General features: G+C 42.1%; 20 protein-coding genes. 12 read left to right on the top strand and 8 right to left on the bottom strand.

Annotated elements, in window-relative coordinates; translation table 11 throughout:
* Window positions 1-146 precede the first annotated feature (146 nt).
* Complete coding sequence (locus tag H8S90_RS04830; RefSeq protein ID WP_187341453.1) at window positions 147-1,490, bottom strand: sigma-54 dependent transcriptional regulator; 1,344 nt, start codon at window positions 1,488-1,490, stop codon at window positions 147-149.
* Between the two features lie 315 nt (window positions 1,491-1,805).
* On the opposite strand from H8S90_RS04830, the gene H8S90_RS04835 reads away from it, so the two are divergent.
* The 8 genes from H8S90_RS04835 to H8S90_RS04870 all read left to right on the top strand — a co-directional run bounded on the left by H8S90_RS04835 (window position 1,806) and on the right by H8S90_RS04870 (window position 10,400).
* Entirely contained in the window at window positions 1,806-3,056 is a 1,251-nt protein-coding gene (locus H8S90_RS04835; RefSeq protein WP_187341454.1) for an efflux RND transporter periplasmic adaptor subunit, read from the top strand.
* A 53-nt stretch (window positions 3,057-3,109) separates the two neighbouring features.
* On the top strand, window positions 3,110-3,784 hold the full coding sequence (locus tag H8S90_RS04840; RefSeq protein ID WP_187341455.1) for an ABC transporter ATP-binding protein: 675 nt from the start codon (window positions 3,110-3,112) through the stop codon (window positions 3,782-3,784).
* A gap of 70 nt (window positions 3,785-3,854) precedes the next feature.
* Window positions 3,855-4,841 carry a DUF4097 family beta strand repeat-containing protein gene (locus tag H8S90_RS04845; RefSeq protein WP_187341456.1) on the top strand — a complete coding sequence of 329 codons (987 nt, stop codon included), beginning with the start codon at window positions 3,855-3,857 and terminating at the stop codon, window positions 4,839-4,841.
* A gap of 135 nt (window positions 4,842-4,976) precedes the next feature.
* Entirely contained in the window at window positions 4,977-5,618 is a 642-nt protein-coding gene (locus tag H8S90_RS04850) for a bifunctional 4-hydroxy-2-oxoglutarate aldolase/2-dehydro-3-deoxy-phosphogluconate aldolase (RefSeq protein WP_187341457.1), read from the top strand.
* 69 nt (window positions 5,619-5,687) lie between these two features.
* Entirely contained in the window at window positions 5,688-6,965 is a 1,278-nt protein-coding gene (locus H8S90_RS04855) for an MFS transporter (RefSeq protein WP_187341458.1), read from the top strand.
* Complete coding sequence (locus tag H8S90_RS04860; protein WP_187341459.1) at window positions 6,962-7,936, top strand: 2-dehydro-3-deoxygalactonokinase; 975 nt, start codon at window positions 6,962-6,964, stop codon at window positions 7,934-7,936. The genes H8S90_RS04855 and H8S90_RS04860 overlap by 4 nt, the downstream gene beginning before the upstream one ends.
* Before the next feature lie 104 nt (window positions 7,937-8,040).
* Window positions 8,041-9,375 (top strand): cytochrome ubiquinol oxidase subunit I, encoded by a 1,335-nt coding sequence (locus H8S90_RS04865; RefSeq protein WP_187341460.1) that lies wholly within the window; start codon window positions 8,041-8,043, stop codon window positions 9,373-9,375.
* Between the two features lie 5 nt (window positions 9,376-9,380).
* Window positions 9,381-10,400, top strand: coding sequence for a cytochrome d ubiquinol oxidase subunit II (locus tag H8S90_RS04870; RefSeq protein ID WP_187341461.1), 1,020 nt, complete (start codon window positions 9,381-9,383; stop codon window positions 10,398-10,400).
* A gap of 64 nt (window positions 10,401-10,464) precedes the next feature.
* Here H8S90_RS04870 and H8S90_RS04875 read toward each other — a convergent pair whose 3' ends face one another.
* The 4 genes from H8S90_RS04875 to H8S90_RS04890 form a co-directional block, all read right to left on the bottom strand.
* Window positions 10,465-12,846: a TonB-dependent receptor gene (locus H8S90_RS04875; RefSeq protein WP_187341462.1), complete on the bottom strand. Its 2,382-nt coding sequence runs from the start codon at window positions 12,844-12,846 to the stop codon at window positions 10,465-10,467.
* Between the two features lie 127 nt (window positions 12,847-12,973).
* A complete protein-coding gene (locus H8S90_RS04880) occupies window positions 12,974-14,476 on the bottom strand; it encodes a sigma 54-interacting transcriptional regulator (RefSeq protein ID WP_187341463.1) in 1,503 nt (500 codons plus the stop codon).
* A 30-nt stretch (window positions 14,477-14,506) separates the two neighbouring features.
* Entirely contained in the window at window positions 14,507-15,604 is a 1,098-nt protein-coding gene (locus H8S90_RS04885) for a VWA domain-containing protein (RefSeq protein ID WP_187341464.1), read from the bottom strand.
* A 105-nt stretch (window positions 15,605-15,709) separates the two neighbouring features.
* On the bottom strand, window positions 15,710-16,756 hold the full coding sequence (locus tag H8S90_RS04890) for a Gfo/Idh/MocA family oxidoreductase (RefSeq protein ID WP_187341465.1): 1,047 nt from the start codon (window positions 16,754-16,756) through the stop codon (window positions 15,710-15,712).
* Between the two features lie 206 nt (window positions 16,757-16,962).
* Here H8S90_RS04890 and H8S90_RS04895 point away from each other — a divergent pair, with 206 nt between their 5' ends.
* Both H8S90_RS04895 and H8S90_RS04900 read left to right on the top strand, forming a co-directional pair.
* A complete protein-coding gene (locus H8S90_RS04895; RefSeq protein ID WP_187341466.1) occupies window positions 16,963-17,433 on the top strand; it encodes a (2Fe-2S)-binding protein in 471 nt (156 codons plus the stop codon).
* Window positions 17,430-19,631: a molybdopterin cofactor-binding domain-containing protein gene (locus H8S90_RS04900; protein ID WP_187341467.1), complete on the top strand. Its 2,202-nt coding sequence runs from the start codon at window positions 17,430-17,432 to the stop codon at window positions 19,629-19,631. The genes H8S90_RS04895 and H8S90_RS04900 overlap by 4 nt, the downstream gene beginning before the upstream one ends.
* Window positions 19,632-19,649: 18 nt before the next feature.
* Here the strand turns inward: H8S90_RS04900 and H8S90_RS04905 are convergent, their stop codons facing one another.
* The 3 genes from H8S90_RS04905 to H8S90_RS04915 form a co-directional block, all read right to left on the bottom strand.
* Window positions 19,650-19,871, bottom strand: coding sequence for a VF530 family DNA-binding protein (locus H8S90_RS04905; protein WP_187341468.1), 222 nt, complete (start codon window positions 19,869-19,871; stop codon window positions 19,650-19,652).
* A 30-nt stretch (window positions 19,872-19,901) separates the two neighbouring features.
* Entirely contained in the window at window positions 19,902-20,759 is an 858-nt protein-coding gene (locus tag H8S90_RS04910; RefSeq protein ID WP_187341469.1) for an NAD(P)-dependent oxidoreductase, read from the bottom strand.
* A 97-nt stretch (window positions 20,760-20,856) separates the two neighbouring features.
* Window positions 20,857-22,086, bottom strand: a complete 1,230-nt coding sequence (locus tag H8S90_RS04915) for an MFS transporter (RefSeq protein WP_187341470.1) — start codon at window positions 22,084-22,086, stop codon at window positions 20,857-20,859.
* Window positions 22,087-22,470: 384 nt separating this feature from the next.
* Between H8S90_RS04915 and H8S90_RS04920 the strand changes: the two genes are divergently transcribed.
* On the top strand, window positions 22,471-23,544 hold the full coding sequence (locus H8S90_RS04920) for an aminotransferase class V-fold PLP-dependent enzyme (RefSeq protein ID WP_187341471.1): 1,074 nt from the start codon (window positions 22,471-22,473) through the stop codon (window positions 23,542-23,544).
* Between the two features lie 309 nt (window positions 23,545-23,853).
* On the top strand, window positions 23,854-25,047 hold the full coding sequence (locus H8S90_RS04925; protein ID WP_255501827.1) for a BamA/TamA family outer membrane protein: 1,194 nt from the start codon (window positions 23,854-23,856) through the stop codon (window positions 25,045-25,047).
* The last annotated feature ends 45 nt before the right edge of the window (window positions 25,048-25,092 follow it).

Consider the following 25,092-nt stretch of genomic DNA (forward strand, 5'->3'; position numbering starts at 1 on the left):
AAAATTTAAAGTTAATATCCATATACAAATTGGGAATAAAAGTAAAGCATAGAGGTAGTGATTACGCAGTAGTAACCAACAAAATAAAACCACTACAGCAAAAAGGAGCAAGGCCCTAAAAATAATCAAAAGACGTAATCGATTCATCAGATATTATACTTACTCAAACGTCTGTAAAGGGCGGTACGTGTTAGCCCCAGTTCCTGCGACGCTTTACTGATGTTGCCGTTATGCTTTTCAATCACTTTCATTATCGTATTCTTTTCCATCTCAACCAAGTTGTACTCGTCCTGTTCATCAATTTTTCCAGGGGCATTTCGTTCGATCGGTGAAAAAATGATATCCTCGGGTGTTAGTGTCTCCCCATCGGCCATAATAATAGCTCTTTCTATGCTGTATTGTAGTTCTCGCACGTTTCCCGGATAGTGGTATCGCAACAACTTCTCTTCTGTTTTTCTATCCAGCTCGGGAACAGATTTAGCATACTTTAGCGCATAACGCTGTACGAAATGCCGAGCTAGTAATAACACATCATCCCCTCTTTCCCGAAGCGGAGGCACTTGTACCTCCACGGTATTAATTCTATAAATGAGGTCTTTTCTAAACTGGTTTTCGTTTGCCAGTGCCGAAAGGGGCATATTGGTAGCACATAGTAGGCGAATATCTACGGGAATGGATTTGTTGCTTCCCAATGGTATTACCTGTCTGTTCTGCAAGACACTCAGCAATTTGGCTTGCTGTTGCAAGGAGATGTTCCCAATCTCATCGAGAAACAAAGTGCCTTTATCTGCAGCTTCAAAGCGCCCTAGGCGATCTTCTCTCGCATCAGTAAAGGCCCCTTTCTTATGTCCAAAAAGCTCACTCTCAAATAATGTATCAGTCAGCGCTCCTACATCCACTTTCACATATGGCATAGCAGCCCGATGTGATGAACGATGAATCATGTCTGCTATCACGTCTTTTCCTGTTCCATTTTCGCCCAATATTAAGATGTTGGCATCGGTAGGTGCAATCTTACTGATCTTATGCAAAAGCAATTTCATAACTTCCGACTCTCCGATTAGGTCGCTGCTCATCATTTTTGAAGGCTCTGGCTTCTTTTTTGACTGCTTTTTATTGAGTATATCGGCAATCACGTTCAAAAGTTGTTCATTTTGCCAAGGTTTAACAATAAAGTCTGTAGCCCCTTGCTTCAACGATGTAACAGCCAAATCGATGGCGCCGTAGGCAGTGATCATAATGACCGGCATGTCTGGTCGGATTTTTTTTATTCGATTCAGCCAGAACAATCCTTCATTCCCTGTATTTATAGCACTTTTAAAATTCATATCCAGCAACACCAGATCTATGGCGTCACGTGACAAAATTGCCGGAATGTTTTCGGGATTCTTATCTGCAATCACTTCTGTCACCTCTCTTTTCAGTAGAAGCTTAACTGCTGTCAAAACATCCGGGTCATCATCTACTATTAGTATACGGGCATGTTTCATATTTTCTAGCTTATAGCTCCCGGCAATGGCCGTCGGCCTTTTAATTTATTTCAAATGATCTCTTCTACAGAAATACGATTTTATCTCCATCTTGTAAATCTACAATTATACCATTATTAATAAAAGGCTGATAATCAGAAAAGCTTTCATTGACGCAATATTTAATCTGTACGCAAGCGCACATAAAGTGTCCGATATCGAACAGTGCATCTCGGCCGAAAAAGCTTAATAAGCTGATTATTAAATAGGTATTTTTATGGCACAAGCTTGTAGGCTAAATAGGTAACCGGAAAAACACCTGGTATTAACACGAAAATGGATAGAGCATTACCAAAAAAGAGATGGACAAATAAGCGGATCGCTACCTTAGTAGGGGTTGTCGGCATAGGAGCGTTAATTTTTTCAAGTTATTATTTTACTTCTGGAAATTCAAGGCTAAATGTGGATGCGGAGCGAATAACTTTATCAGAAGTTTCGGAAGGCCCCTTTAGAGAGTTCATTCCTGTAAATGGTATGGTGATGCCGATCAGCACGATTTATCTGGACGCTTCTGAAGGGGGGCGTGTAGAAGAAAGATTTGTTGAAGATGGAGCAGTTTTAAAAAAGGGAGATCCTATTATGCGCCTATCGAATACCGATTTAGAATTAAGCTTAGTGAATCAAGAGACTCAGGTGCTCAATCTATTGACCCAAGCGCAGATTTCAGAAACTCAAGCGCAGCAAGCTTCGATCAGTAACAAAAACAGCTTGGCTACCGCAAATAACGGACTAGTGGAGGCAAAGCGTGTATACGAGCTCAACAAACATCTTTATGAGCAAAAAGCCATTGGAAAACAGGAATATCAAGAGGCTTTGAATGAGTATAATTATCAGAAAGAGATGTATGAGTTAACCAAGCAAAATGTGATGCAAGACTCGATCATCAACCGCCGTAATATGGAACAAAGTAAACGTACCTATGGTAGTACAAATACATCTCTGGAACTAATGCGACGCAAGGTGGACGATCTCATCGTGAGAGCACCTGTTGACGGTCAGCTGACCGCTTTGGATGCAGAGATCGGTCAAAGCAAAGTACCGGGAGACCGTTTCGGCCAGATCGATGTCCTAAGCGGCTTTAAAGTGCGCGCCGATATTGATGAGCATTATATTTCACGTATTTATCCGGATCTAGATGGTGAGGTGGTCTTGTCTGGCAAAGCGTATAAATTGAAGATCAGGAAGGTATATACACAAGTATTAAACGGACGTTTTCAGGTGGATATGGAGTTTGAAGGTGATGTACCAAAAGGTATCCGTCGGGGGCAAACCTTACAGATTCGTCTGGCTTTGAGTGATGAGACAAAAGCAGTCTTACTGCCTAAGGGAGGATTCTATCAGCAAACGGGAGGTAATTGGGTATTTAAATTGAGTGCTGACGGAAAGACGGCCTACAGAGCAGATGTTCAATTAGGAAGACAAAACCCCGATTATTATGAAGTAATTCAAGGCTTAGAGCCCGGAGAAAAAGTAGTAACTTCAAGTTATGAAACCTATGATAAGGTACAGGAGTTAAACATTAAATAGTGATCCTCATCGTGCAGTCGATGAGTTATAAATAAAACGCTTAAGCATAAAAAATGATAAAAATAACTGACCTCCAAAAATTCTACCGTACAGAAGAAGTGGAAACGGTAGCATTGAACAATCTCAGCATTGAGGTTGAAAAAGGGGAATTTGTTGCGGTGATGGGCCCTTCTGGCTGTGGAAAATCAACGTTACTCAACATCGTAGGTCTCTTGGACGATCTTGATGAGGGTAGCTATCTTTTTAACGACATTGAAGTAGCCAAGTTCAATGAACGTAAACGTTCCGATCTGCGCAAACATAATATTGGCTTCGTTTTCCAGAGTTTTAATCTCATCGACGAGTTAACCGTTTTTGAGAATATAGAACTGCCTCTCATATATACCAAGGTGCCATCAGCTGAACGAAAAAAACGTGTAGAAGAAGTATTGGAAAAAGTACAGATCATGCATCGTCGCAATCATTTTCCTCAGCAGTTATCTGGGGGACAGCAGCAGCGTGTAGCGGTAGCCCGAGCAGTAGTGAACAACCCAAAGCTAATCCTTGCCGATGAGCCTACCGGTAACCTTGACTCCAATAACGGTAACGAGGTTATGCAGTTGTTAACGGAACTTAATGAGCAAGGCACGACTATCGTTATGGTGACACACAGCGAGCATGATGCCCGTTATAGCGACCGCATCATCCGCATGCTGGACGGGCAGGTTGTGATGAGCACTGTGGGATAGTTTTGTAAAACATTGTTATTTTATGCAACGTTTATTTCCATCTAGCGTCTTATAGATAAACACCAATGATATGAACAAAACTTTCCTTTTCTTTATTGCCTTTTGCAGCAGCTGTTTTTTGGCAATAGCCCAAGACTCAGGCACTCCCCATATCAATCAATCGCTTAGCGATGCTAATATCCGGTCGGTTGACCTGCAAACATCTGGTGGCAGTTTAACCGTTACTGGTGTAGCTGATGGAGAAGCCCGCCTGGAAGTATATGTGAATAGTAACAACGGTAATAAGCACTTAAGTAAAGACGAGATTGAAAAGAAGTTAGCTGCTGATTACGATCTGAAGATCAGTTCCAATGGCGGTCAACTAATTGCTCATGCAAAACCTAAAAGAGGTTTTAAAAACTGGAACAATACCCTCTCGATTTCTTTCAAGGCCTATGTGCCTAAGGCATCTACAGCAACACTGAAGACCAGCGGTGGAAGTTTAATGCTAGAAGGTATTGAAGGCACCGTGGATGGTGCAACTTCTGGTGGTAGCATTAAGGCAAAAAACCTAAAAAACAACGTAAGCTTAAAAACCAGTGGCGGCAGTATACTTGCTGAAAACTCCACGGGAGAATTAACCTTGTTAACCTCTGGCGGATCTATCAACTTGAGCGATCTGAAAGGCAAAATAACTGCTAAAACCAGTGGAGGGAGTATTCAAGCGGTTGGCATAACAGGAGAACTTATCGCTGGTACATCTGGGGGCAGCATCCATGCCGACCGTATCGACGGCAGTATAGATGTTGGCACCAGCGCGGGCAGTGCCACAGTAAATATGCTTACTGTCGATAAATACGTAAAGGTGAATGTTTCCACCGGACAGGTCCAGCTTCAATTACCGATGGATAAGGGATTAGATCTTAACTTGAGTGCAAGCAGAGTAAACCTACCTAACCTCGGTGACTTCAGTGGTAGCCGCGAAAAAAATCGGGTACAGGGCAAACTAAATGGTGGTGGTGCCAAGGTAGATGTCGCTGTCAGCATGGGAAATCTGACCTTAAGTGCTTTAAATTAACCTTACATAGTAGGTCTCTTCTTTTTATTTTCAAGAACACGGCTATTACAGCCGTGTTTTTTTTCTTCTCTTCATTCCATTGCTTTTCTTCTCAGAAAATTATTATATTCAACGCATAAACCATACAACGGACATATGACTGCCCTTGAGCATTTACTAACCCATCGTTTAATTTGCATTATTCGCGGAAATTTTTCAGAAGAAGCCGTTCTTGCCATTGCCAAAACGCTTTATCAAGCGGGTATACGGACATTAGAGATCACACTTAATTCGCCAGGAGCATTGTCCTTTATAGAAAAACTTAGCGACACCTATGAAAACCGCTTGCTCATCGGTGCAGGAACTGTTTTGAGTAAAAAAAGTGTACAAGAAGCTGTCCATGCAGGAGCACAATTTATGCTGTCGCCAAATGTCGATGTTGGCGTCATTGAAACCACTAAACAGCTGGGCAAAGCAAGTATTCCGGGAGGTTTTACCGCAACAGAAATTCAATTCGCGCATCACGTTGGCGGAGATATTATCAAGGTTTTTCCGGCACGGTTAGGCGCTACCTATATCGCTGATATCCAAGCCCCTTTGCCACACATTCCTTTACTACCAACCGGAGGTGTTCACTTACAAAACATCGCCGACTTCCATCGTGCCGGTGCTGTAGGTTTTGGAATAGGCAGTTCGCTTGTACCTTCGGACTTCAGCACCACGGACAGCAACCTTCACGAACTCGAATTAAAAGCCCGGCAATATACCGATCTTTTGCATAAACTTGGCGCTAAATAATACCATATTGTGCGCTGCACATATACTGAAGCTTTATGAACCCCGTTATGTATAAACAAACCTGAGATTATGACAAAAAATAATGGTAGTGCCAGCCGCATACGTTTTCTTATACTTGCTTTCCTCTTCATCAACGTTGTTATTAATTATATGGACCGCAGCAATATTTCGGTAGCTGCACCGATACTGAGCAAGGAGTTAGGGTTCTCTACTGTTGAATTGGGATTAATTTTCTCTGCTTTTGGATGGAGTTATACCTTACTCCAGATACCCGGTGGATTATTGGTTGATCGCTTTGGACCACGCATGCTTTATACCTTCTCCTTGATCAGCTGGTCTGTTGCGACCTTATTACAGGGCTTTACCAGAACTTTTCAGGTATTGTTCAGTTTACGCTTATTAACTGGGGCCTTTGAAGCACCTGCCTACCCGATTAACAACCGTATTGCAACCTCTTGGTTTCCAAACCATGAACGTGCCACGGCTATAGGCATTTATACTTCGGGACAATTTATTGGCTTAGCCTTTCTAACGCCTTTACTCATGGCTGTTCAACACCTGGCCGGATGGAGGGGGCTCTTTTTTATAACCGGCGCTGTAGGCATTATCTGGGGTGTCTTATGGTATGTCCTGTACCGTGACCCTCAAAAACATCCATTAGCTAATGACGCCGAACGCGCTTATATCCAAGATGGCGGCGGGCTCATAAATACGGCCAATACCGCTAAAAAAAAGTTCCGGAGAACAGACTTTATACAAGTGCTCTCAAGTCGAAAATTATGGGGTATATATTTGGGCCAATTTGCCGTTAATGCAACTTTATGGTTCTTTCTCACGTGGTTCCCCAGCTATCTGGTCACTTTTAGAGGGCTTGATTTTTTATCATCCGGCTATCTTGCCTCAGCTCCTTTCCTAGCCGCTTTCATCGGAGTTGTCTGCGCCGGATTTTTCTCAGATTTGCTCATAAGAAAAGGTTATTCTATTGACATAGCAAGAAAGACACCTGTTATTGTTGGGCTCCTATTATCTACACTTATTATCGGTGCAAATTTCGTGGACAGCACCTTCTTTGTTATTTTATTTCTCGCATTGGCCTTTTTTGGCAATGGCTTAGCTTCAATCACCTGGGTTTTTGTATCTACATTAGCACCTAAAGACTTAATCGGTTTAACGGGAGGCGTATTTAATTTTATTGGAGCAACAGCTTCTATTATCGTTCCACTTGTTATCGGATATTTGGTGCGGGATGGAAACTTTGAACCTGCATTAACCTTCGTTGCGGCAATGGCTTTGCTTGGAGCGCTCTCTTATATTTTTTTAGTAGGACGTATAAAAGCAACAGCATGAGCAAAAAGATACTATTTATTAGTTGTGATTGGGGCACCACCAACTTCCGATTAAGGGTCATAGGAACCGAAGACCTGGAGGTTTTAGGCGAAGAGGCCTCAGATTGGGGTATTCAACGAATCAATATCCAGTGGAAAAAAACGTCAAAATCAGAAAAAAACCGTGAAAAGTTCTTTTGTGATGTATTAATTAAACACTTGGATGCGCTGTCAAAAAAACTAAAGCTTGCACTTTATGATGTGCCTATCCTCGTATCAGGTATGGCTTCTGCTAATATTGGATTTAAGCCTATTGATTATAAACCGCTTCCTTTCAATATGAATGGAAGCAATTTACTGATCGATCATTTCTCCTATGGTCAACTGAAAGGTTTAGTTATTTCGGGCGTATGTACAGACACTGACGTTATACGTGGAGAGGAAACACAATTGATGGGAGCTTTTGACACCTTAACCAACAGAGATGGCTTCCATTGCTTCATCATTCCGGGCACCCATTCGAAGCATATTTTCGTAGAACAGCAAGAGGCCATATCTTTTAAAACGTATCTGACCGGAGAATTTTTTGAACTTTTATCCACTAAAAGTATCCTGCAGCATTCGCTCAAAACAGCCGAGACCTTTAAACACCTTTCCCATCAATCAAGCTTTCAAAAAGGTGTAAAGCATGGCCTGCATCGCAATTTTCTCCATGAAGTTTTCCAGGTGCGCACAGCAGACATCTTTCAAAAACACACAAAAGAGGAGAATTATTTTTATCTAAGTGGTCTTGTAATCGGCACCGAATTAAAAGATTTACTGCAAGTACAACCGTCATGCCAATACCATTTAGTTACTTCTTCAGCATTAGCTCCGTATTATGGATTGGCACTTCAGGAACTAAACATTACTTACACCTTACACCATTCGGAGAAAGCCTTAATCAAAGGGCATTACCAAATGTATCAACAATATTATCAAAACTCGTTCTAAATAAAGATTTCTTGATAAATCTATTTTTTTGCTTGCTATTATGCTTTTAATAAGCCCTATCTTTGCCATAATTACTTCTTTTTACTCTTAAAAGAAAAGTCGATATGGACGATTTCTTAGCCGCTCGCTCACAAATGGCCCTTTCCCTAGGCTTTCACATTATTTTTGCCTGTATTGGTATGGTCATGCCGTTCTTCATGGCTATTGCTCATTATAAGTGGTTAAAAACTAGCGAGCCTGTTTATAAGAATGTCACCAAAGCCTGGAGTAAGGGGGTTGCTATCTTTTTTGCAACCGGAGCGGTATCTGGCACCGTATTGTCTTTTGAATTAGGGCTGCTTTGGCCAACTTTCATGGAGCATGCCGGTCCTATATTTGGCATGCCCTTTTCCTTAGAGGGCACAGCATTTTTTATCGAGGCAATTGCCTTAGGTTTTTTCTTATATGGTTGGGATAAGTTTAATCCCTGGTTTCATTGGTTTACCGGTGTAGTAGTGGGTATAAGCGGTTTAGCTTCCGGTATATTGGTGGTATCTGCCAACGCATGGATGAACAGTCCGGCAGGATTTGATTACATTAATGGGCAATATCTTAATATAGATCCAATCAAAGCCATGTTTAACGGTGCTTGGTTTTCACAGGCACTTCATATGACTATCGCGGCTTTTGTAGCTACCGGCTTTGCCGTCGCCGGCGTACACGCGCTCATGATATTAAAAGGTAAGCATATCTTATTCCATCAGAAAGCCTTTCGGATTGCTGCCATCTTTGCGACCATTGCGGCAGTTCTTCAACCATTGAGTGGAGATATTTCCGCTAAGGATGTGGCAAAAAGGCAACCAGCTAAACTAGCTGCTATGGAAGCACATTTTCACACAGAACGTAATGCGCCTTTGATTGTTGGCGGATTGGTTAACGCACAAACCGCTGAGGTAAAATATGCGGTTAAAATCCCTGGCTTGCTCAGTTGGATGGCGCATGGCGATAGTGATGCAGAAGTGATCGGTTTAGATCGTATTCCGAAGGAACATCACCCCCCAATTGCCATTACCCATTATTCCTTTCAAGTAATGGTGGGTTTAGGTATGCTGATGATGGCATTATCCATCATCTATTTTATCGCCTTATGGAGGCAGAAAAACTGGCTTAAAAGCAGATGGTTATTACACCTTTTTGTTGCGACAATTCCTTTGGGTTTTATCGCTATTGAGGCTGGATGGATGGTCACAGAAATCGGAAGGCAACCCTGGATTATTAACGGTATTATGCTTACGGTCGATGCGGTAACACCCATGCCAGGTATAGTCTATTCCTTTTATCTGTTTACCATGGTTTATATTTCTTTATCGTGTATTGTGGTTTTTTTATTGTATCGGCAGATAAAAATGGTAGGTAAACTATACGATGTTACCGAAGACAAAACACCTCATAAATACTAGAAAAAATGCTATATGTAGTAATTGCTTTTCTATGGGCTTCCATCTGGCTTTATCTTCTTTTGGGTGGAGCAGATTTCGGTGCCGGTGTCATTGAGTTGGTTACCAACCGTGAAAACCGCACCAAGACCCGATCTACCATGTATCGTGCCATAGGCCCGATTTGGGAGGCCAACCATATGTGGTTGATCATTGCTATTGTTATTCTATTTGTTGGCTTTCCGAAGATTTACACAACCATGTCTGTTTTTGTGCATATACCGTTAACCGCTATGCTGCTCGGCATCATTGCCCGCGGAACCGCCTTTGTCTTTCGTAATTACGACGCTGTTGACGATCATATGCAGAACATCTATAATAGGATATTTGTATACTCCAGTGCTATAACTCCCTTTTTCTTAGGCATCATAGCTGCGAGCACGGTCAGCGGACAAATTGATCCGAATGCAGGCGACTTTCTTTCAGCCTACCTGTACAGTTGGTTGAATAGCTTCGGTTTGTCTGTAGGTCTCTTCACGGTATGTATTTGTGGTTTTTTGGCAGCTATTTACATCATTGGAGAAGTGAATACTGTGGCCGATAGACAACATTTTATCCGTATGTCAAAAAGGATGATTATTGCCGCCTTCTTTTCTGGCGGACTTGTTTTTGCCGCTGCGCAATATGAGGGGATCCCCTTAGTAGAATGGATTTTTGGTCAATGGGTAGGAAGTATTGCCATTGCGTTAGCGAGTATCTCTTTGCTAGCACTTTGGTTTTCTCTAGACAAAAATAGACCTGTCCTTATCCGGCTACTAGCTGGATTTCAAATAAGTATGATTTTATTAGCGGCAACTTATGTACATTTTCCGAATATCGTCTTGCTAAAAGACGATACAGCACTATCCTTATTGGATGATGCTGGATTGGATAAAACTATTGAAGCCCTGGCTTGGGCGTTGATGATAGGCAGTGTTTTTATTTTACCGTCACTTTTTTATTTGATTTATAGTTTCGAAAGGAGGAAAAACCCTGAAGAAATTGCCTGAAGAAATAATAAAGGCCATCAGCATTTCACTGACGACCGTAAAATTAGTATTATCTAAAGACGTTTTAGAAACTATAAGCAACACCTAAGCGATAATTACGTGGCGCTTCGGCCTGCCAATAGTAATAATCTAGATATGGTGTCCCAAGGTATAGGTATTCATCAAGGATATTGTATACATTAGCGGTTACACGTATATTATTTTTTGTCCAAAATATTCCCCCATCCAATTTAAAATAGTCAGGCAACGGAATAACTCCTTCCGCTCCATCCCAGCTCCAGGTACGGCGATCTACTTGATATTCAAATCCGCCGGAAATACCAATACCTTTCAATGGTCCTCGTTGAATTTCATAGCCTAACCAAGCATTTGCTACCTGTTGCGCGTAGCCTGGAACCTTGGTCCCAACTTGCGACTGTATCGGTGCGGTTTCACTCGCCTTAGAAATCTCCGAATTGGTATAAGCATAATTCAATATCACATTGAATCCCTCTACAAGTTCTCCCCGTACATCAAACTCAATACCATCGGTTCGGGTCTGTCCGATATCTATTACAAAGCTTTCGTTTGGATTATTGTTTGGGTCTTGTGTCAGTGTATTATTCTTCAGGATACGATAAGCCGATAAGGTCGTATTAATTTTTCCGTCCAGCCAATCTCTTTTTAATCCCAGCTCCATATTATTTCCGGTAATCGGTTTCGGCGCATCTCCACTTCTCATTCTCGCCGCCTGTGGAATAAATGTTTGGTCGTATAAAGCATATGCTGTTGTCGCTTTGGCAATCGTTGCACTGAGTCCAAATCTAGGTGTGAATTTTTTTTCTGTGATAGGCTCGGCACCATAACTTGATTGCTTAACATAGGTATACCGTCCAGCTAATGTCAGGCGTATACGATTTTCGAAAAATCCCAGTTCGTCCTGCACATATATCCCTGAATAACTTTGGTCAATCATTCCGCCGGTTCCCCGCGATTGCAGAGGTGTATCATAATCAAAATTTGGATAGCCATTTACCGGAGCGCCATATACCGGAGCATTTACATTAAACAGCCCCTCCCCCGCAGAATCCAAAGCATGCGACTGCCCCCAATCTGCGATATAATGCTTAGTCCCTAAATCAAGTCCCCCCAGTATACGATGCCGTACTTTACCAGTGGTCACATCCCCATTTAGGTAAACCTGTCCGAACCTATACTCGCTAGCAGCTTCCCAAACACCAACACTTCTTAAAATGGTACCATCTTCATTCACCTCATCTGGCCACAGCGATGTACCTTTTTGGTAGTAATTAAAATATGCTCCTTTTGCCGTCAGCTTCCAGTTGCGGTCAATCTGATGATCTAAGGTTACGAAGGCACTGTGATCATTGATGATAGTAGGCGGTAGGCCTGGATCGGCCATGGTAAACTCCCGAGGCAGACTTGCATAACCATTATGACCAAAAACATATGCGGAACCAACATCTGACATCTTCGCATGCTGATAAGTATATTCGGCGGTTAAGGTCGTTTGATCATTGACCTTATACATTAATACTGGCGCAATACTGTAACGATCACTATATTCATAGGCACGAAACGAGTTTTTCGTTTGTCCCATCAGGTTCAGTCTGTACAATAATTTCCCTGAGTCATTGATCTTACCATCAAGGTCCAAAGTTGTACGATAAAGATCGAAACTGCCTAAATTAAAGGTAGCCTCCCCATTAAAATCTCTGCCGGTTGGTTTCTTCGTTACCACATTATAGATACCGCTCGGCTCCCCATTGGACATCATAAAACCTGATGGCCCTTTTACAATTTCTATAGCTTCCACGAAACTCATATCTTCTGTCAGCGGCCCCCATGATCCAGTTACATTCATACCGTTACGAAATGCAGCTAGGCGTGAACCCCTGGCATTGACATTGGTATATAAGTCGCTCCAATGTTCTTTTCGGATAGCCCCACTGAAATTTCGCAACACGCCGTCGCTCATACTGATTACCTGTTGATCCGCTAAGGTTTTCGCTGTGATTACCTGTATGTTCTGAGGAACCTCGATTAATGGCGTATTTAAGCGTAAATCGGGAGACAGTGTATCGACTTTATATTGTTTTTTATGAGAAGATACAATTACCTCCTCCAACTGCTCATTCGTCGCATCCACGTAAAAGTCTTCAATAACATCGTTTCTTCCTACTAGACGAATGGCCCTTTCTTGTTGCTGCACACCAACTGCGGATAATACTAAGGTGTAATCTCCTTCTTTTAAGCCTGAAATCTCGTATTTGCCATCAATTTCTGTTTTGGCACCGATTTTAGTACCCTTTATCCAAACAGAAATCCCCGAGATAGGCTCATCTGAGCGATTTCGAACGGTACCCCTAATGGTAATTCCTGAAACATTTTGTGCATTTGCACTGCTAATGATTAGCAATAGGCTGATAATTAAAAGCTTTTTCAATTTATTTAGAATAATTCTTATTAAACAGTTTCGCACAAACGTACAATTTGTTCAACAACTTGTCAATAGTTGTTTAGAATTATTTTAAATAAAACAACAAAAGTCTTAACTATTTACGCTATGGCTGTTATATAAAATCGTCATCGGCGAGGTCATCTGCATCATTATCAAAGCTAGCATTGAACAAACTTCCGAACATGTCAGAAAATCCAAATCCACCATTTAGGTAACTTTTATTCAGCTGAGAAAATTCAGCAAGGCCGTGTAACACAAACTCCATCAGTAAAAGTGTTTGATTATCTGTTAGCTTTTTATGGAACTCTTTTGTTACACCTTCTAATCCGGGTACGTGTTTCAACAATCGTCCATATTCTCCGTCAGTAACCGCATCCGTAATGTCCAGCCTATTTCCATTGGTAAACCAATCGACTATTTCAACATAGGGGTTTGTTGCGTTTTTATTTTTCTTTATTTTCTCCGGATCGGGGAAATACTGCGCAAACACGTTTTTTATTGCGCTTCCAATGAGCTTATTGGCCACATGAAGAGGTCCCTCCAGTTCGCCTTCATATACCAATTCTATTTTCCCGGTAATAGCTGGAATAATACCTGCTAGGTCTGCTATTCTCGCTACGGTGCTTTTTTCTTTGTTGATCAGCATCCTTCGCTCAGCCGTACTCACTAGATTTTCGTAAGCAGCGATGGTCAATCGAGCAGAAACTCCAGATTTTTGATCGATAAACTCACTTTTCCTTGCTTCAAAGGCCACTTGTTCGATTAAATTCCTTAACAAACCGTCTACCTCAATACTTGCTTTTTGGGCTGCCGATAATCGTGCTTCCTGCAAAGTGATGCTTTTAGAAGTTTCGATGTCTTTTGGATAATGCGTGAGTATCTGGCTTTCAATTCGATCTTTTAATGGAGTTACAATGGACCCCCTATTGGTATAGTCCTCCGGATTAGCGGTAAAAACAAACTCGATGTCCAGAGGTAAGCGTAATTTAAAGCCCCTAATCTGTATGTCCCTTTCCTGTAACATATTAAAGAGAGCTACCTGTATGCGAGCCTGTAAATCGGGGAGTTCGTTAATAACAAAAATCCCTCGGTGTGCCCGCGGAATCAATCCAAAGTGGATCACGCGCTCATCATTATAGGTCAGTTTTAGCGTTGCGGCTTTTATAGGATCTACATCTCCCACTAAATCAGCCACCGTAACATCCGGCGTTGCCAGTTTTTCCGTATACCGTTCACTTCTATGCAGCCAGGCAATGGCTGTATTATCACCTTTGTTTTCAATTTCATGCTTGGCGTACCAAGATATTGGACTCAACGGATCGTCGAAGATCTCACTTCCCTCGATGTAAGGAACATACTCATCCAATAAATTTACCATTAGTCGTGCTATCCGGGTTTTAGCCTGCCCACGTAACCCTAATAGCAGTATATTATGGCGAGAGAGAATTGCTGTATGCAACTCAGGTATAACTGTTTCATCGTAACCTAAAACCCCTTCAAAATCCGCTCTATTCTTTTGTAGTTGTTTAATTAAATTTTCCCTTAACTCGTCTTTTACTGATCGGCTTTTATATCCGGAAGCTTTTAATTCACCTAACGTTTTTATTGTTGCCATAAATATTTTTTTATTCATTTTGCTAACATCCTATCGCACTGTCCTTCTTCTATTGCTGATATAGTCTTCAAATATATACTCACCCAACCCACTCAAAGAACTATAAAAAGCCTTTCCTCCGTTTACTTGCGTAAACTGTCTAACGAATTGCTGCAAATATGGGTCGCGAGCAATCATAAAAGTAGTGATCGGAATATTCAAGCGTTTACATTGCGCCGCCATGGTAAGTGTCTTATTTACTACTTTTCTATCTAGGCCCATGCTATTTTTATAATATTTTCCCCCTTCTTTTAAACAAGTAGGTTTGCCGTCAGTTATCATAAAAATCTGTTTATTATGCGTCTTACGTCGGCGCAACAGATCCGTTGCCAGCTCAAGACCTGCAAAAGTATTGGTATGATAAGGCCCTACTTGCAGGTACGGAAGATCTTTTAACGTTATAGGCCAGGCATCATTACCAAAAACAACAATATCCAAGGTATCCTTGGGATATCTTGTTTTTATTAACTCGGCCAAGGCCATAGCTACTTTCTTAGCAGGCGTTATCCTATCCTCACCATACAGGATCATGCTGTGTGATATATCAATCATGAGTACGGTAGAAGTTAATGTCTTATAATCACGTTCCTCCACTTCCAGGTCACGTTCGGTCAGCGTGAAATTATTCAATCCATGGTTGATCTGCGCATTATGAATAGAAGCGGTCATATCAATTTGGTCTAAGCTATCCCCATACTGGTATGCTCTGCGATCTGCATTTTTCTCTTCTCCTATTCCACTACGGTTACTGTTGTGGTTTCCTTTACCGGATTTCTTAAGCTTACCAAAAATCTCTTCCAAGGCAGCTTGCCGGATGGTTTGTTCCGTCTTTGCGGTAATCTGAAAACTACCATCATTAGACTCGGTCGTTAAATACCCTTTATTCTTTAAATCCTCGATAAAGTCTCCCATGCCGTAATCGTCGTTAGTTAGGTTATACTGCTTATCCAACTCATTCATCCACGCTAACGCCTCTCCAGCGTCGCCAGCTGTGTAATTCAACAATTGAGTAAAAAGTTTGAACAACGCATCAAAACCACCCTTGGGCATTTCGTTAGGTTGGAATTCTGTAAAACGGAAACCTCTCATTGTACCACCCTCCTATATTTATTAATTCTTAATTCATTAACGAATTACCGAAGATAACTGTTTAACAAATCATTATTCTAAGCGTGATGTCATTTTCAATCCATGCTAAGCGAGTTCGATTACCGCTTTCTGTTCATCACTTGCAATCGCTGCTTCAATGATTTTCATTGTCTGTACGCCTTCATCTGGCGTAACCGGCTCGGGTTTATCATCCGTAATAGCCCGAAAAACACCTTCATAAAAATCGATATAGTTACCCTTTTCGGTAGGCACAAGCTCTTTGAATGCTTCACCTTTTCTTTCTGCATGCAGTATCCCCCTCTCGCTTTCAGGCTCTTCACACCAATCACTATTGTTCGGTTTTTCACCTGCCAAAAGACGATTTTCCTGTTGATCGGCCCTACTTTTCAAAAACGAACCCTTTTTCCCATGTACAATATAAGAAGGAGCCATTTCACGAGCTAAAAAGCCTCCCTTTAACCGTACTCTCTTATCCGAATAATACAAAATTAACTCAAAGTAATCGTTTACCCTGGAGTCCGTGCGCATAATGCCCAAGTCCGCAAATACCGCATTTGGATAGCCAAAAATACAAAGTGCCTGGTCTATCATATGCGGCCCGCGATCACGGATCAAACCAGCTGCTGGCGACGGTTCTTCCAGATGAGCTTTCGTATTCAACTTCGGAAGATAGGCTTCATAGGAAAACGTAGCCTCTACAATCTCGCCCAACATATCCGATTCCACAACCTTTTTCACGGTTTTAAAGTCACTATCCCAACGACGGTTCTGAAAGACCGCGAGCTTTAGTCCCTTACTCCCAGCTAATATTGCCAGCTCCTGTGCTTCCGCGGCGGTAATGGTAAAAGCTTTTTCGACTACAGCATGTTTTCCTGCCTCCAGTACTTTTTTAGTGAATTCATAGTGTGTGCCAGTTGGTGTATTTACAACGACCAGTACAATAGACTCATCTTCCAAAACGCTTTCCAAAGAAGGGTAGCTAGTCACTTCCGGATAATCTTTTTGAATGAGCTTTTTGCTCCGCTCCCAGGCCCCTGCAAGGTCAAAATTCGGATGTAAATCAACAAAAGGCGCGTGGAACACGCTTCCCGACATACCATATGATAATAAAGCTGTTTTTATCTTTTGCATTGATAACTTTTTATTGGTTTCCTTCAAACCTAATCTATTTTTTTGAATTTCTTTAAACGATCATAAAACAAATGTCTTAAAAATCAGTTCTAATTTTATACAAGCTCCTCATCATAAATGAAGAGCGGTTGTTTTTCTGTCATCTTATCTTGAGGGGCAGACTTTCTGAACAGAAACCAATAAAATTAGTAATAAATCACCAAAAAATGGCTATCATCAATTTGCATATCAATGGCAAAGAGGAAGCAATTGATATTGATCCTAGCACACCTTTACTTTATGCCCTCAGAAATAACTTAAGCTTGAACGGTCCGAAGTTCGGATGTGGTATTGAGCGCTGCGGTTCGTGCATGGTGTTAATGGATGGCGTTGCCATGCCCTCTTGTGTAAGACCTTGCGACTCTTTCGAAAAAATGAAGATTACTACTTTAGAAGGACTGGGAGACCCTACTAAGCTGCACCCTGTACAGGAAGCATTTATAGAAGAACAGGCAGCGCAATGCGGCTATTGTTTAAATGGTATGATTATGTCCGCCAGCGCTTTGTTAGAAAAAAATCCGGAACCAGATGAGCATGAGATCAAAATAGCCTTACAGCGTGTGCTTTGCCGCTGCGGAACTCATGCACGTATGATCCGGGCAGTGAAGCGCGCCTCAAAAAAGATAAAAAGGTTATGAATAGGAAGTCCTTCTTAAAAAGTACAGGTCATTTGCTACTAGGTTTTAACCTGCTACCCTTTACTTTCTGTACCAGTGGGGCAAGTTCTTCCCGTTCTGCTGTTCAGCAGCTATTTCCTATTGACAGTGACCTCATTGACGCCTGGATACGCTTAGATACGACAGGTTTTGTCACCATCTTTACGGGCAAGATGGAACTAGGTCAAGGCATTAAGACAGCATTGAAACAAATAGCCGCCGAGGAACTCGATGTATCCATTGAGCGTGTTCGCATTGTCATTGCAGACACCGGACAAACACCAGACGAACGTTATACAGCTGGCAGTGGATCCATCGAAGGTAGCGGTATGGCCATTAGAAAGGCTGCCGCAGAAGCGCGTCAAGTGCTGCTCCATCTAGCAGCTGAGAAACTTAAAAGCCCCATTGAAAAGCTGGCCATTTACGACGGAAACATACAATTAGCTGATAATGAAAAGCATGCGACCACCTATTGGGATGTTTTGCGAGGCGAGAAGGTGGAGGGAAAGATAACCGGAAAAGCTCCTCTTAAACACCCGAACACATACAAACTTGTAGGTAAGGCCGAGCCCCGTGATGATTTGATTGCTATGGCCACGGGGACCTCGTTTTATGTACACGATATGAAGCTTCCTGAAATGTTACATGCCCGAGTAATAAGACCTCCTTCTTATAAAGCAATACTTACGGCCGTACCCGAGGAAACAGTGATGGCCATGGCCGGTGTAGTTGATCTAGTAAAGAGTGGCAACTTCTTAGCGGTACTTGCTCAGGAAGAATATACTGCTGTAAAAGCCTGGCATTTTCTACGGAAGGAATGTAAATGGAAGGTAGATGAACCACTTCCGGACCAAGCACGGTTATATGACGACATGTTACAGTATACCGGAGAGCGTAAAGTTGTAGAAGAGCTTTCGGACAGCAGTGGCAATACAGTTAATCCGTCAAAAAATTACGAAGCACTTTATAAGAGGCCCTATCATATGCACGCTTCTATTGGCCCTTCATGTGCGATCGCTCAATGGCAATCAGAACAACTTACTGTATGGACACACAGCCAGGGAGTTTATCCATTAAGAAAAACACTAGCTGATCTACTATCCGTTCCAGAAGAAAAAATACGGGCTATTGGCGTTCCGGGTTCTGGCTGCTATGGTCACAATGGGGCAGACGACGTTGCAACCGATGCTGCTCTGATAGCGTATCACGTTCCAGGCAAGCCTATTCGCTTACAATGGATGCGGGAAGATGAACATCAGTGGGAGCCTTATGGCTCTGCTATGATTGTTAAAATACAAGCAGCACTCAAAGAGGATGGTAAAATAGATTCCTGGCAAACCAATTTATGGTCTGACACCCACAGTACCCGGCCCAGTGGCAGAGCCACCCATACTCTTACCGGCCAGCAAATGGACCCTCCGCGCATACTAAAAGAGGGAGGTATTTCTGGCGGCGCCTACCGCAATGCCACGCCGTATTACGAGATTCCAAACATAAAAATTACCGCGCATGCCTATGAAGGCCCTTTACGAACTTCCGCATTGCGTAGTTTAGGAGCATATGCCAATATCTTTGCTTTGGAATCTTTCATAGATGAATTAGCTTTCTTAGCAAAAAAAGATCCTCTAGATTTCAGGTTGGAACATCTGGCAGACCCTAGAGCCATTGCCGTAATAAAAGCAGTAGCTAAAAAAGTAAATTGGAACGGTTTAATTAAAAACCCCAAGGTGGGTTATGGGCTTGCATTTGCAAAATATAAAAACCATGCGGCCTATTTTGCAGTTGTTGCCGAAGTGCAAATTGACGAAAAAAAACAACATTACAGATTACGTAAATTGACGGGAGCTATTGATGCAGGTCAGGCCATTAATCCCGATGGGTTGAAAAACCAAACAGAAGGGGGCATGATACAATCGGCTAGCTGGTCAATGTTTGAGCAGGTAAACTATGCTGCCAAAGGGGTTACAAGCGACACCTGGGATACCTACCCCATCATGCGTTTTTCTGACGTACCTGCATTAGAAGTCATGGTTCTAGACAGACCTGAAGAGCCCCCCTTAGGTGCGGGTGAGGCAGCTCAAGGACCTACGGCAGCCGCGATTGCGAATGCCATCTATGATATTACCCATACGAGAATCAGGGAATTACCATTAACTCCCGAAAAAATTAACTGGAGCTAAATACCTTTCTGGCATACCTCAATCATTATTAAACGTGAGCAAGTAAAGGTCTTCTACTTTTTTCCTAGCCCAGGGAGTCCTTCTTAGAAAGGTCAAGCTCGACTTCACTGTCGGATTATTGGCAAAACAATTGAGGCGTAAAATCTGAGCCAACTCTTTCCATCCATAATGTTCATAGAGTTGTATTACAATCTTTTCTAAGGTTATGCCATGTAAAGGATTATTTGGCTGTGTGTTCATCAGGTATCCGTGTAATAATTGTTTAGTAGTTTAACTTCGCTCCAAGTATTTAATAATGGCCATCACATCCTCATCGCCCAACCCATCATCGAGGGCCTGCTTATAGGTGTCTGCCAAAGGGCCTGCCAAAGGAAAACTAATCCCCTGTTCCCGTGCCAAGCGTAGGTCCTTTGCCATATGCTTAAGTGCAAAGGCTGTGGGATATTCGTTCGATGCGATAGTGGGCGTTTTTAGCTTAGTGATCGCACTGCCGCAGGCACCTTCATTTACTATACGCAGCATATCTTCCGCATTTATGCCTTGCTGTTTAGCGAAAAGCACTGTTTCTGCCAATCCCTGCAAGGTCAATGCCAGGAAGTAATTGATAGCCAGTTTGGCCGAAGAACCCGCCCCTACCGATCCGAGATGAACAGCCATTTTTCCCAACTTCTCAAAAATCGGCTGAGCCGCACGAAAGTCATCTGCCGTCCCACCTACCAAAATGAGTAGTGTTCCATCTTCTGCAGGCTTTACACTTCCGGAAACAGGAGCCTCCAAAAAACGGGCACCCACCGCTTCACTCATTTCCTGAAGCTCGGCCGAAGTACGAGGCGAAACGGTGCTCATGTTAATAAAAAGCTTACCGCCGACCTTGCCGTTTAACAATCCTCCTTCACCTAAATAAGCCCCTTTTACCGCCTGATCGTCTGACAACATAGTAAATATGATGTCACTTTCCTCACATAACACGGGTATACTTTCTGCTAAAACTGCGCCCTCATTAACCAAAGCATCTGCTTTCGAAGAGGTTCTATTGTACACATAAAGCGAATATCCTCCTTTTAGAAGATTGTTGGCCATAGGGAAACCCATTTTCCCAAGGCCGATCCATCCTATTTTGTTAGACATGATGTGTTGGCTTAGTAAATAATATATAATCTATCCTTAACAAGCGGTATTTAAAAATGTTTATGGATCATTTCCCGGCAAACTATGATCAGTCGATCTACACTTCGCAGCTCATGTTATTGCAGTCGATCAACACGTTTTCTTCATCAATTATCGTATTGGAAGAAACCAGGGAAGCCCTGCCAACGGCCCTTTTCCTATTAAAAATAAACGCAAAAATCGCCCCGACGAAGGCCATCGCAGCTCCAACAATAGCAGGCCAGGTATAATCAAAGTGAAATACCAAAGGGAGCCCTCCCAAAAAGGCACCTAGCGCGTTGCCAATATTGAAGCTCGCCTGGCTAACAGAAGCAGCAATCATTTCAGCGCCTTTGGCTGTATTAATCATCAGCATTTGTATAGGCGCAGCCAACGCAAAAGCCACAGCTCCCGTAACAAAAGTCATGATCAATGCCATAGTAGGATCGAAAGAGACAAAATGCACGACAATCAATGTTGCTGTCATCATCAACAGCAAGGCCACAGAGGCCTTTCCCGGCGAAAATCTATCTGCGAGGTAACCTCCTATTAAATTTCCCACCATCATACCAACACCGGCTAAGATAAGTATATAGGTTACCGATTCTTCCGCAAAACCCGCTATGGAAGTCATCATAGGAGCAATATAGCTGTACCAGCAAAACAATCCACCGGTACCAATAGAAATCATCAGGATAATCAGCCAGGCTTCGGTCTTTTTAAAAAAGCCAAGTTCATTCTTTAAATTACGTTCTTTATTTGCAGATAGCGCCGGAAGCAGGGCCTTCAAACTAAATATCGTAATCAATCCAACAAATACCACAATAGCGAAAGAAAAACGCCAAGAGAAATGATGTCCGATATAAGTTCCAAGAGGCACACCTGCTATATTTGCAATGGTGAGTCCTAAAAACATCAGCGAAACCGCCTGAGCTTCTTTACCTGGTTTTGCGATCTTACTGGCAACTACTGACCCTACACCAAAAAATGCGCCGTGAGGTAATCCGGATAGTAGGCGAGCAATAAACAACGAGTTAAAATCCGGCGCAAAGGCTGAAAATGCATTGAATACGGTAAACATCACCATTAATGCAATCAGAATATTTTTAGGCGGATATTTACCGGCAATAGCTACCAATAATGGCGCTCCTATTACGACGCCCAAGGCATAAGCAGAAATCAAATAACCTGCCTGCGGAATAGAAACCACTAGATCCCGCGCTATATCAGGCAGTAGTCCCATCATTACGAACTCGGTAACCCCTATTCCTAAGCCACCTAATGTTAGTGGAAGTAGTTTTTTATCCATATGTTGCTTAGTGTTTTATATACACTATGCAAAAATAGTTGTTTAATTTTCAAAATTGATACGCTTAATATAATTATTTTCTTGCTTGACGCATCTTTACACAGGGTAAACAATTCTCGGTATACCCAGTTTACCGGGTTTTATTTTAATGATCTCCCACTGACGTTTGTACTCATGAAATCAAATATATTCCCTTTATAAAAGATCCCTTAGTGGCAGAGGAGAAACTGATAAAAAGCGTAGCTTTCATGAACACCTTTAACGTAAATACCAGTAATTACTTTTTTCACAACCGTTCTTTTCGATTACGTTCAAGCTAGCTTTGCCGATATGTGCAAACCAATTATATTGCATATAAAAGCAAATTTATCTAAGTTTGAAAATATGCAACTACACGAGCAATACCCCCCATTAAATAATAGCACCTATCTTAACACACCAACCTCAGGTCTTTTATCGAAAGATATTTTAACGTGGCGAAGACAACATGATGAGGATTTTTTTCGTAGGGGGTATTTCTTTAGAGATAATTTTGACGGCTTCTTGTACGGTGTGAAAGAAACATTGGCCAACTTCTTTCAGGCAGATGCTTCGAATACGTTTCTGATACCGAATTTTTCTTTTGGTTTTAATACGCTGTTGGAAGGGTTGTCAAAAGAGGAACGGTTTCTACTGTTACAGGAAGACTATCCTTCGGTAAACTATCCCGTGGAGAGCAGGGGCTTCACCTGTACACATGTTGCCGTAAGTGAGCACCTCGAACAAGACATTCTTGCACAAATTGAAACATTTAAACCAACGGTATTCGCTTTTAGCCTGGTACAATATATTAGTGGAATTGCTATTGATTTAACATTTATCAAGCAATTGAAGGAAACCTATCCAGAGCTTTTACTGATAGCCGATGGCACACAATTTTGTGGCACACGGAAATTTGATTTCAGTGCTTCCGGATTAGATGTCCTAGCTGGCAGCGGTTACAAATGGATGATGGCAGGCTATGGCAGCGGGTTTATCTTTCTAAAAGCAGCTCTTCTAGAGCGACTATATACGCAAGCACAAAAACATCCTAAACCAATGGCTCCTTTCCTGAAAGATAAGGGCTTACTGACGCTTCTCTTTGAACCTGGGCATCAAGACACTCTCATTTACGGCACCCTACAGCAAGCTGTTTTGGCGTTTGAGCGGATAGGGATGCGGGATATTGAACAACATATAAGCTCGCTGGCAGAACAGGCAAAAATTGCCTTTACGGAACGGGGCCTTCTTACCAACGCTGTCATCAAACGAGAGACACACTCTTCTATATTCAATCTCTCCATTGATGAAACTACTTATCAACGGTTACAGCAAGCCAATATTGTCTGTGTACGCCGGGGGAGAGGCGTAAGGATAGGGTTCCATTTCTTTAATACAACAGAAGATCTAGCAAAAGCATTAGCGGCCATTGACTATTGATGTTATCTAACGCGCTCCCCTTTATATCAATATAAAACTCGTCTTCTCCCTTTCTTAAAGCTTTACCATCGATAGAGATCGATGCCTCATCATCATGGTAAACAGATATTTTTAGAAACAATTGAAAAATTGTTAAACGGCTTTCTTATCTGCAAAAAATAAATTATGTTTGACCGAGGTAAATGGCGAACCACACATCATTACTTGACTTATAGATGGGGATAGGCTTTCATGAAAAACAGCGAATGTCGTAAAAAAGAAGACCTTGTGTGCTTCTCAGTTTATCGTGCTCTATTTGTTTTAATTATCATGTTACCTCTTTGCAGCTACGGCCAGAGACCGGGATATGAATTAGAGCCATCAAGATCCAAAGCAGACACGACGAGGCAGCGTGATCTCATCGATATTGGGAAAGATATTCTTAACATCAAGCCCCCGAAGGGGCCGGACAGTAGCGGTAAATCCATTTATTTCTCTTTTCTACCTTTTTCCACCAACGTTCCCGGTGGCGGACATGCGTTGATCACATCGACCACGGCCGGGTTTTTCACCGGTAACCGGGAAACCACTTATATGTCGAGAGCTTCGTTTACGCCCTACACAAATTTTAGGGGTCGTTTCGGTTTACCTATTCGTTCTTATATCTGGTTAAAGAACAATGAGTGGGTTATCATGGGTGATACACGTTTACTGAAATATCCTCAATTTACCTGGGGCCTGGGCAGGCAACACGAGGAAGACGACAAACTACTCGTTGATTATACGTATATGCGCTTCTACCAGCATGCCTTACGGAAGGTTTGCGATGGTATGTTTGCCGGTATAGGGTATAATCTCGATTATCGGGTAAATATAGATACGAAAGAAGCGGGGTTATCCCTTGGAGAATATACCGATTATGCATATGGTACAGACCATTTTGGCAGAAGTCTGTCTTCGGGTTTAAGCTTCAATTTATTGTATGATACCCGTTCAAACTCCATCAACCCTATGGACGGTTATTATGCGTACTTTCAATACCGCGTGAATCCTACGTTTCTAGGAAGTGATCATACCTGGCAGTCCATTTATGTAGACATTCGTAAATATATCCGTTTTACCGATGATCCTAACCGTCAGAATATGTTAGGTATCTGGACAAACTATTGGTCGGTATTAAACAGAAGAGTTCCCTATCTTGACCTCCCCAGTATAGGGTGGGACGTTTACAATCGTTCTGGAAGAGGCTTTGACCAAAACCGTTATCGCGGTCGTCATTTAATGTATTTAGAGGCTGAGTATAGGCGAGATATCACAGCCAATGGCTTATTCGGATTTGTAGTCTTTACCAATGCGAACTCTGTTGCCGGACCAGACAGCCAATTATTTAAGGATTGGAATCACGCCGTGGGTGCGGGCCTCCGTCTGAAGTTCAATAAAGGATCGGGAACGAATATTGCGATTGACTTTGGAAAAAGTAGAGGTTTCTCCGGTTTCCAAATAGGCTTGGATGAAGTGTTTTAATATGCTTTTTACTTTATGCTTTCTTTTGTCTATATTGCACATAAA

This window comes from Olivibacter sp. SDN3, from assembly GCF_014334135.1.
GTDB lineage: Bacteria > Bacteroidota > Bacteroidia > Sphingobacteriales > Sphingobacteriaceae > Olivibacter.

Bases quoted from the DNA above. Each gene is read 5' to 3' on its own strand.
- H8S90_RS04830 (WP_187341453.1), bottom strand. From the start codon at position 1,490: ATGAAACATGCCCGTATACTAATAGTAGATGATGACCCGGATGTTTTG.
- H8S90_RS04835 (WP_187341454.1), top strand. From the start codon at position 1,806: ATGGATAGAGCATTACCAAAAAAGAGATGGACAAATAAGCGGATCGCT.
- H8S90_RS04840 (WP_187341455.1), top strand. From the start codon at position 3,110: ATGATAAAAATAACTGACCTCCAAAAATTCTACCGTACAGAAGAAGTG.
- H8S90_RS04845 (WP_187341456.1), top strand. From the start codon at position 3,855: ATGAACAAAACTTTCCTTTTCTTTATTGCCTTTTGCAGCAGCTGTTTT.
- H8S90_RS04850 (WP_187341457.1), top strand. From the start codon at position 4,977: ATGACTGCCCTTGAGCATTTACTAACCCATCGTTTAATTTGCATTATT.
- H8S90_RS04855 (WP_187341458.1), top strand. From the start codon at position 5,688: ATGACAAAAAATAATGGTAGTGCCAGCCGCATACGTTTTCTTATACTT.
- H8S90_RS04860 (WP_187341459.1), top strand. From the start codon at position 6,962: ATGAGCAAAAAGATACTATTTATTAGTTGTGATTGGGGCACCACCAAC.
- H8S90_RS04865 (WP_187341460.1), top strand. From the start codon at position 8,041: ATGGACGATTTCTTAGCCGCTCGCTCACAAATGGCCCTTTCCCTAGGC.
- H8S90_RS04870 (WP_187341461.1), top strand. From the start codon at position 9,381: ATGCTATATGTAGTAATTGCTTTTCTATGGGCTTCCATCTGGCTTTAT.
- H8S90_RS04880 (WP_187341463.1), bottom strand. From the start codon at position 14,476: ATGGCAACAATAAAAACGTTAGGTGAATTAAAAGCTTCCGGATATAAA.
- H8S90_RS04885 (WP_187341464.1), bottom strand. From the start codon at position 15,604: ATGAGAGGTTTCCGTTTTACAGAATTCCAACCTAACGAAATGCCCAAG.
- H8S90_RS04890 (WP_187341465.1), bottom strand. From the start codon at position 16,756: ATGCAAAAGATAAAAACAGCTTTATTATCATATGGTATGTCGGGAAGC.
- H8S90_RS04895 (WP_187341466.1), top strand. From the start codon at position 16,963: ATGGCTATCATCAATTTGCATATCAATGGCAAAGAGGAAGCAATTGAT.
- H8S90_RS04900 (WP_187341467.1), top strand. From the start codon at position 17,430: ATGAATAGGAAGTCCTTCTTAAAAAGTACAGGTCATTTGCTACTAGGT.
- H8S90_RS04905 (WP_187341468.1), bottom strand. From the start codon at position 19,871: ATGAACACACAGCCAAATAATCCTTTACATGGCATAACCTTAGAAAAG.
- H8S90_RS04910 (WP_187341469.1), bottom strand. From the start codon at position 20,759: ATGTCTAACAAAATAGGATGGATCGGCCTTGGGAAAATGGGTTTCCCT.
- H8S90_RS04915 (WP_187341470.1), bottom strand. From the start codon at position 22,086: ATGGATAAAAAACTACTTCCACTAACATTAGGTGGCTTAGGAATAGGG.
- H8S90_RS04920 (WP_187341471.1), top strand. From the start codon at position 22,471: ATGCAACTACACGAGCAATACCCCCCATTAAATAATAGCACCTATCTT.
- H8S90_RS04925 (WP_255501827.1), top strand. From the start codon at position 23,854: ATGTTACCTCTTTGCAGCTACGGCCAGAGACCGGGATATGAATTAGAG.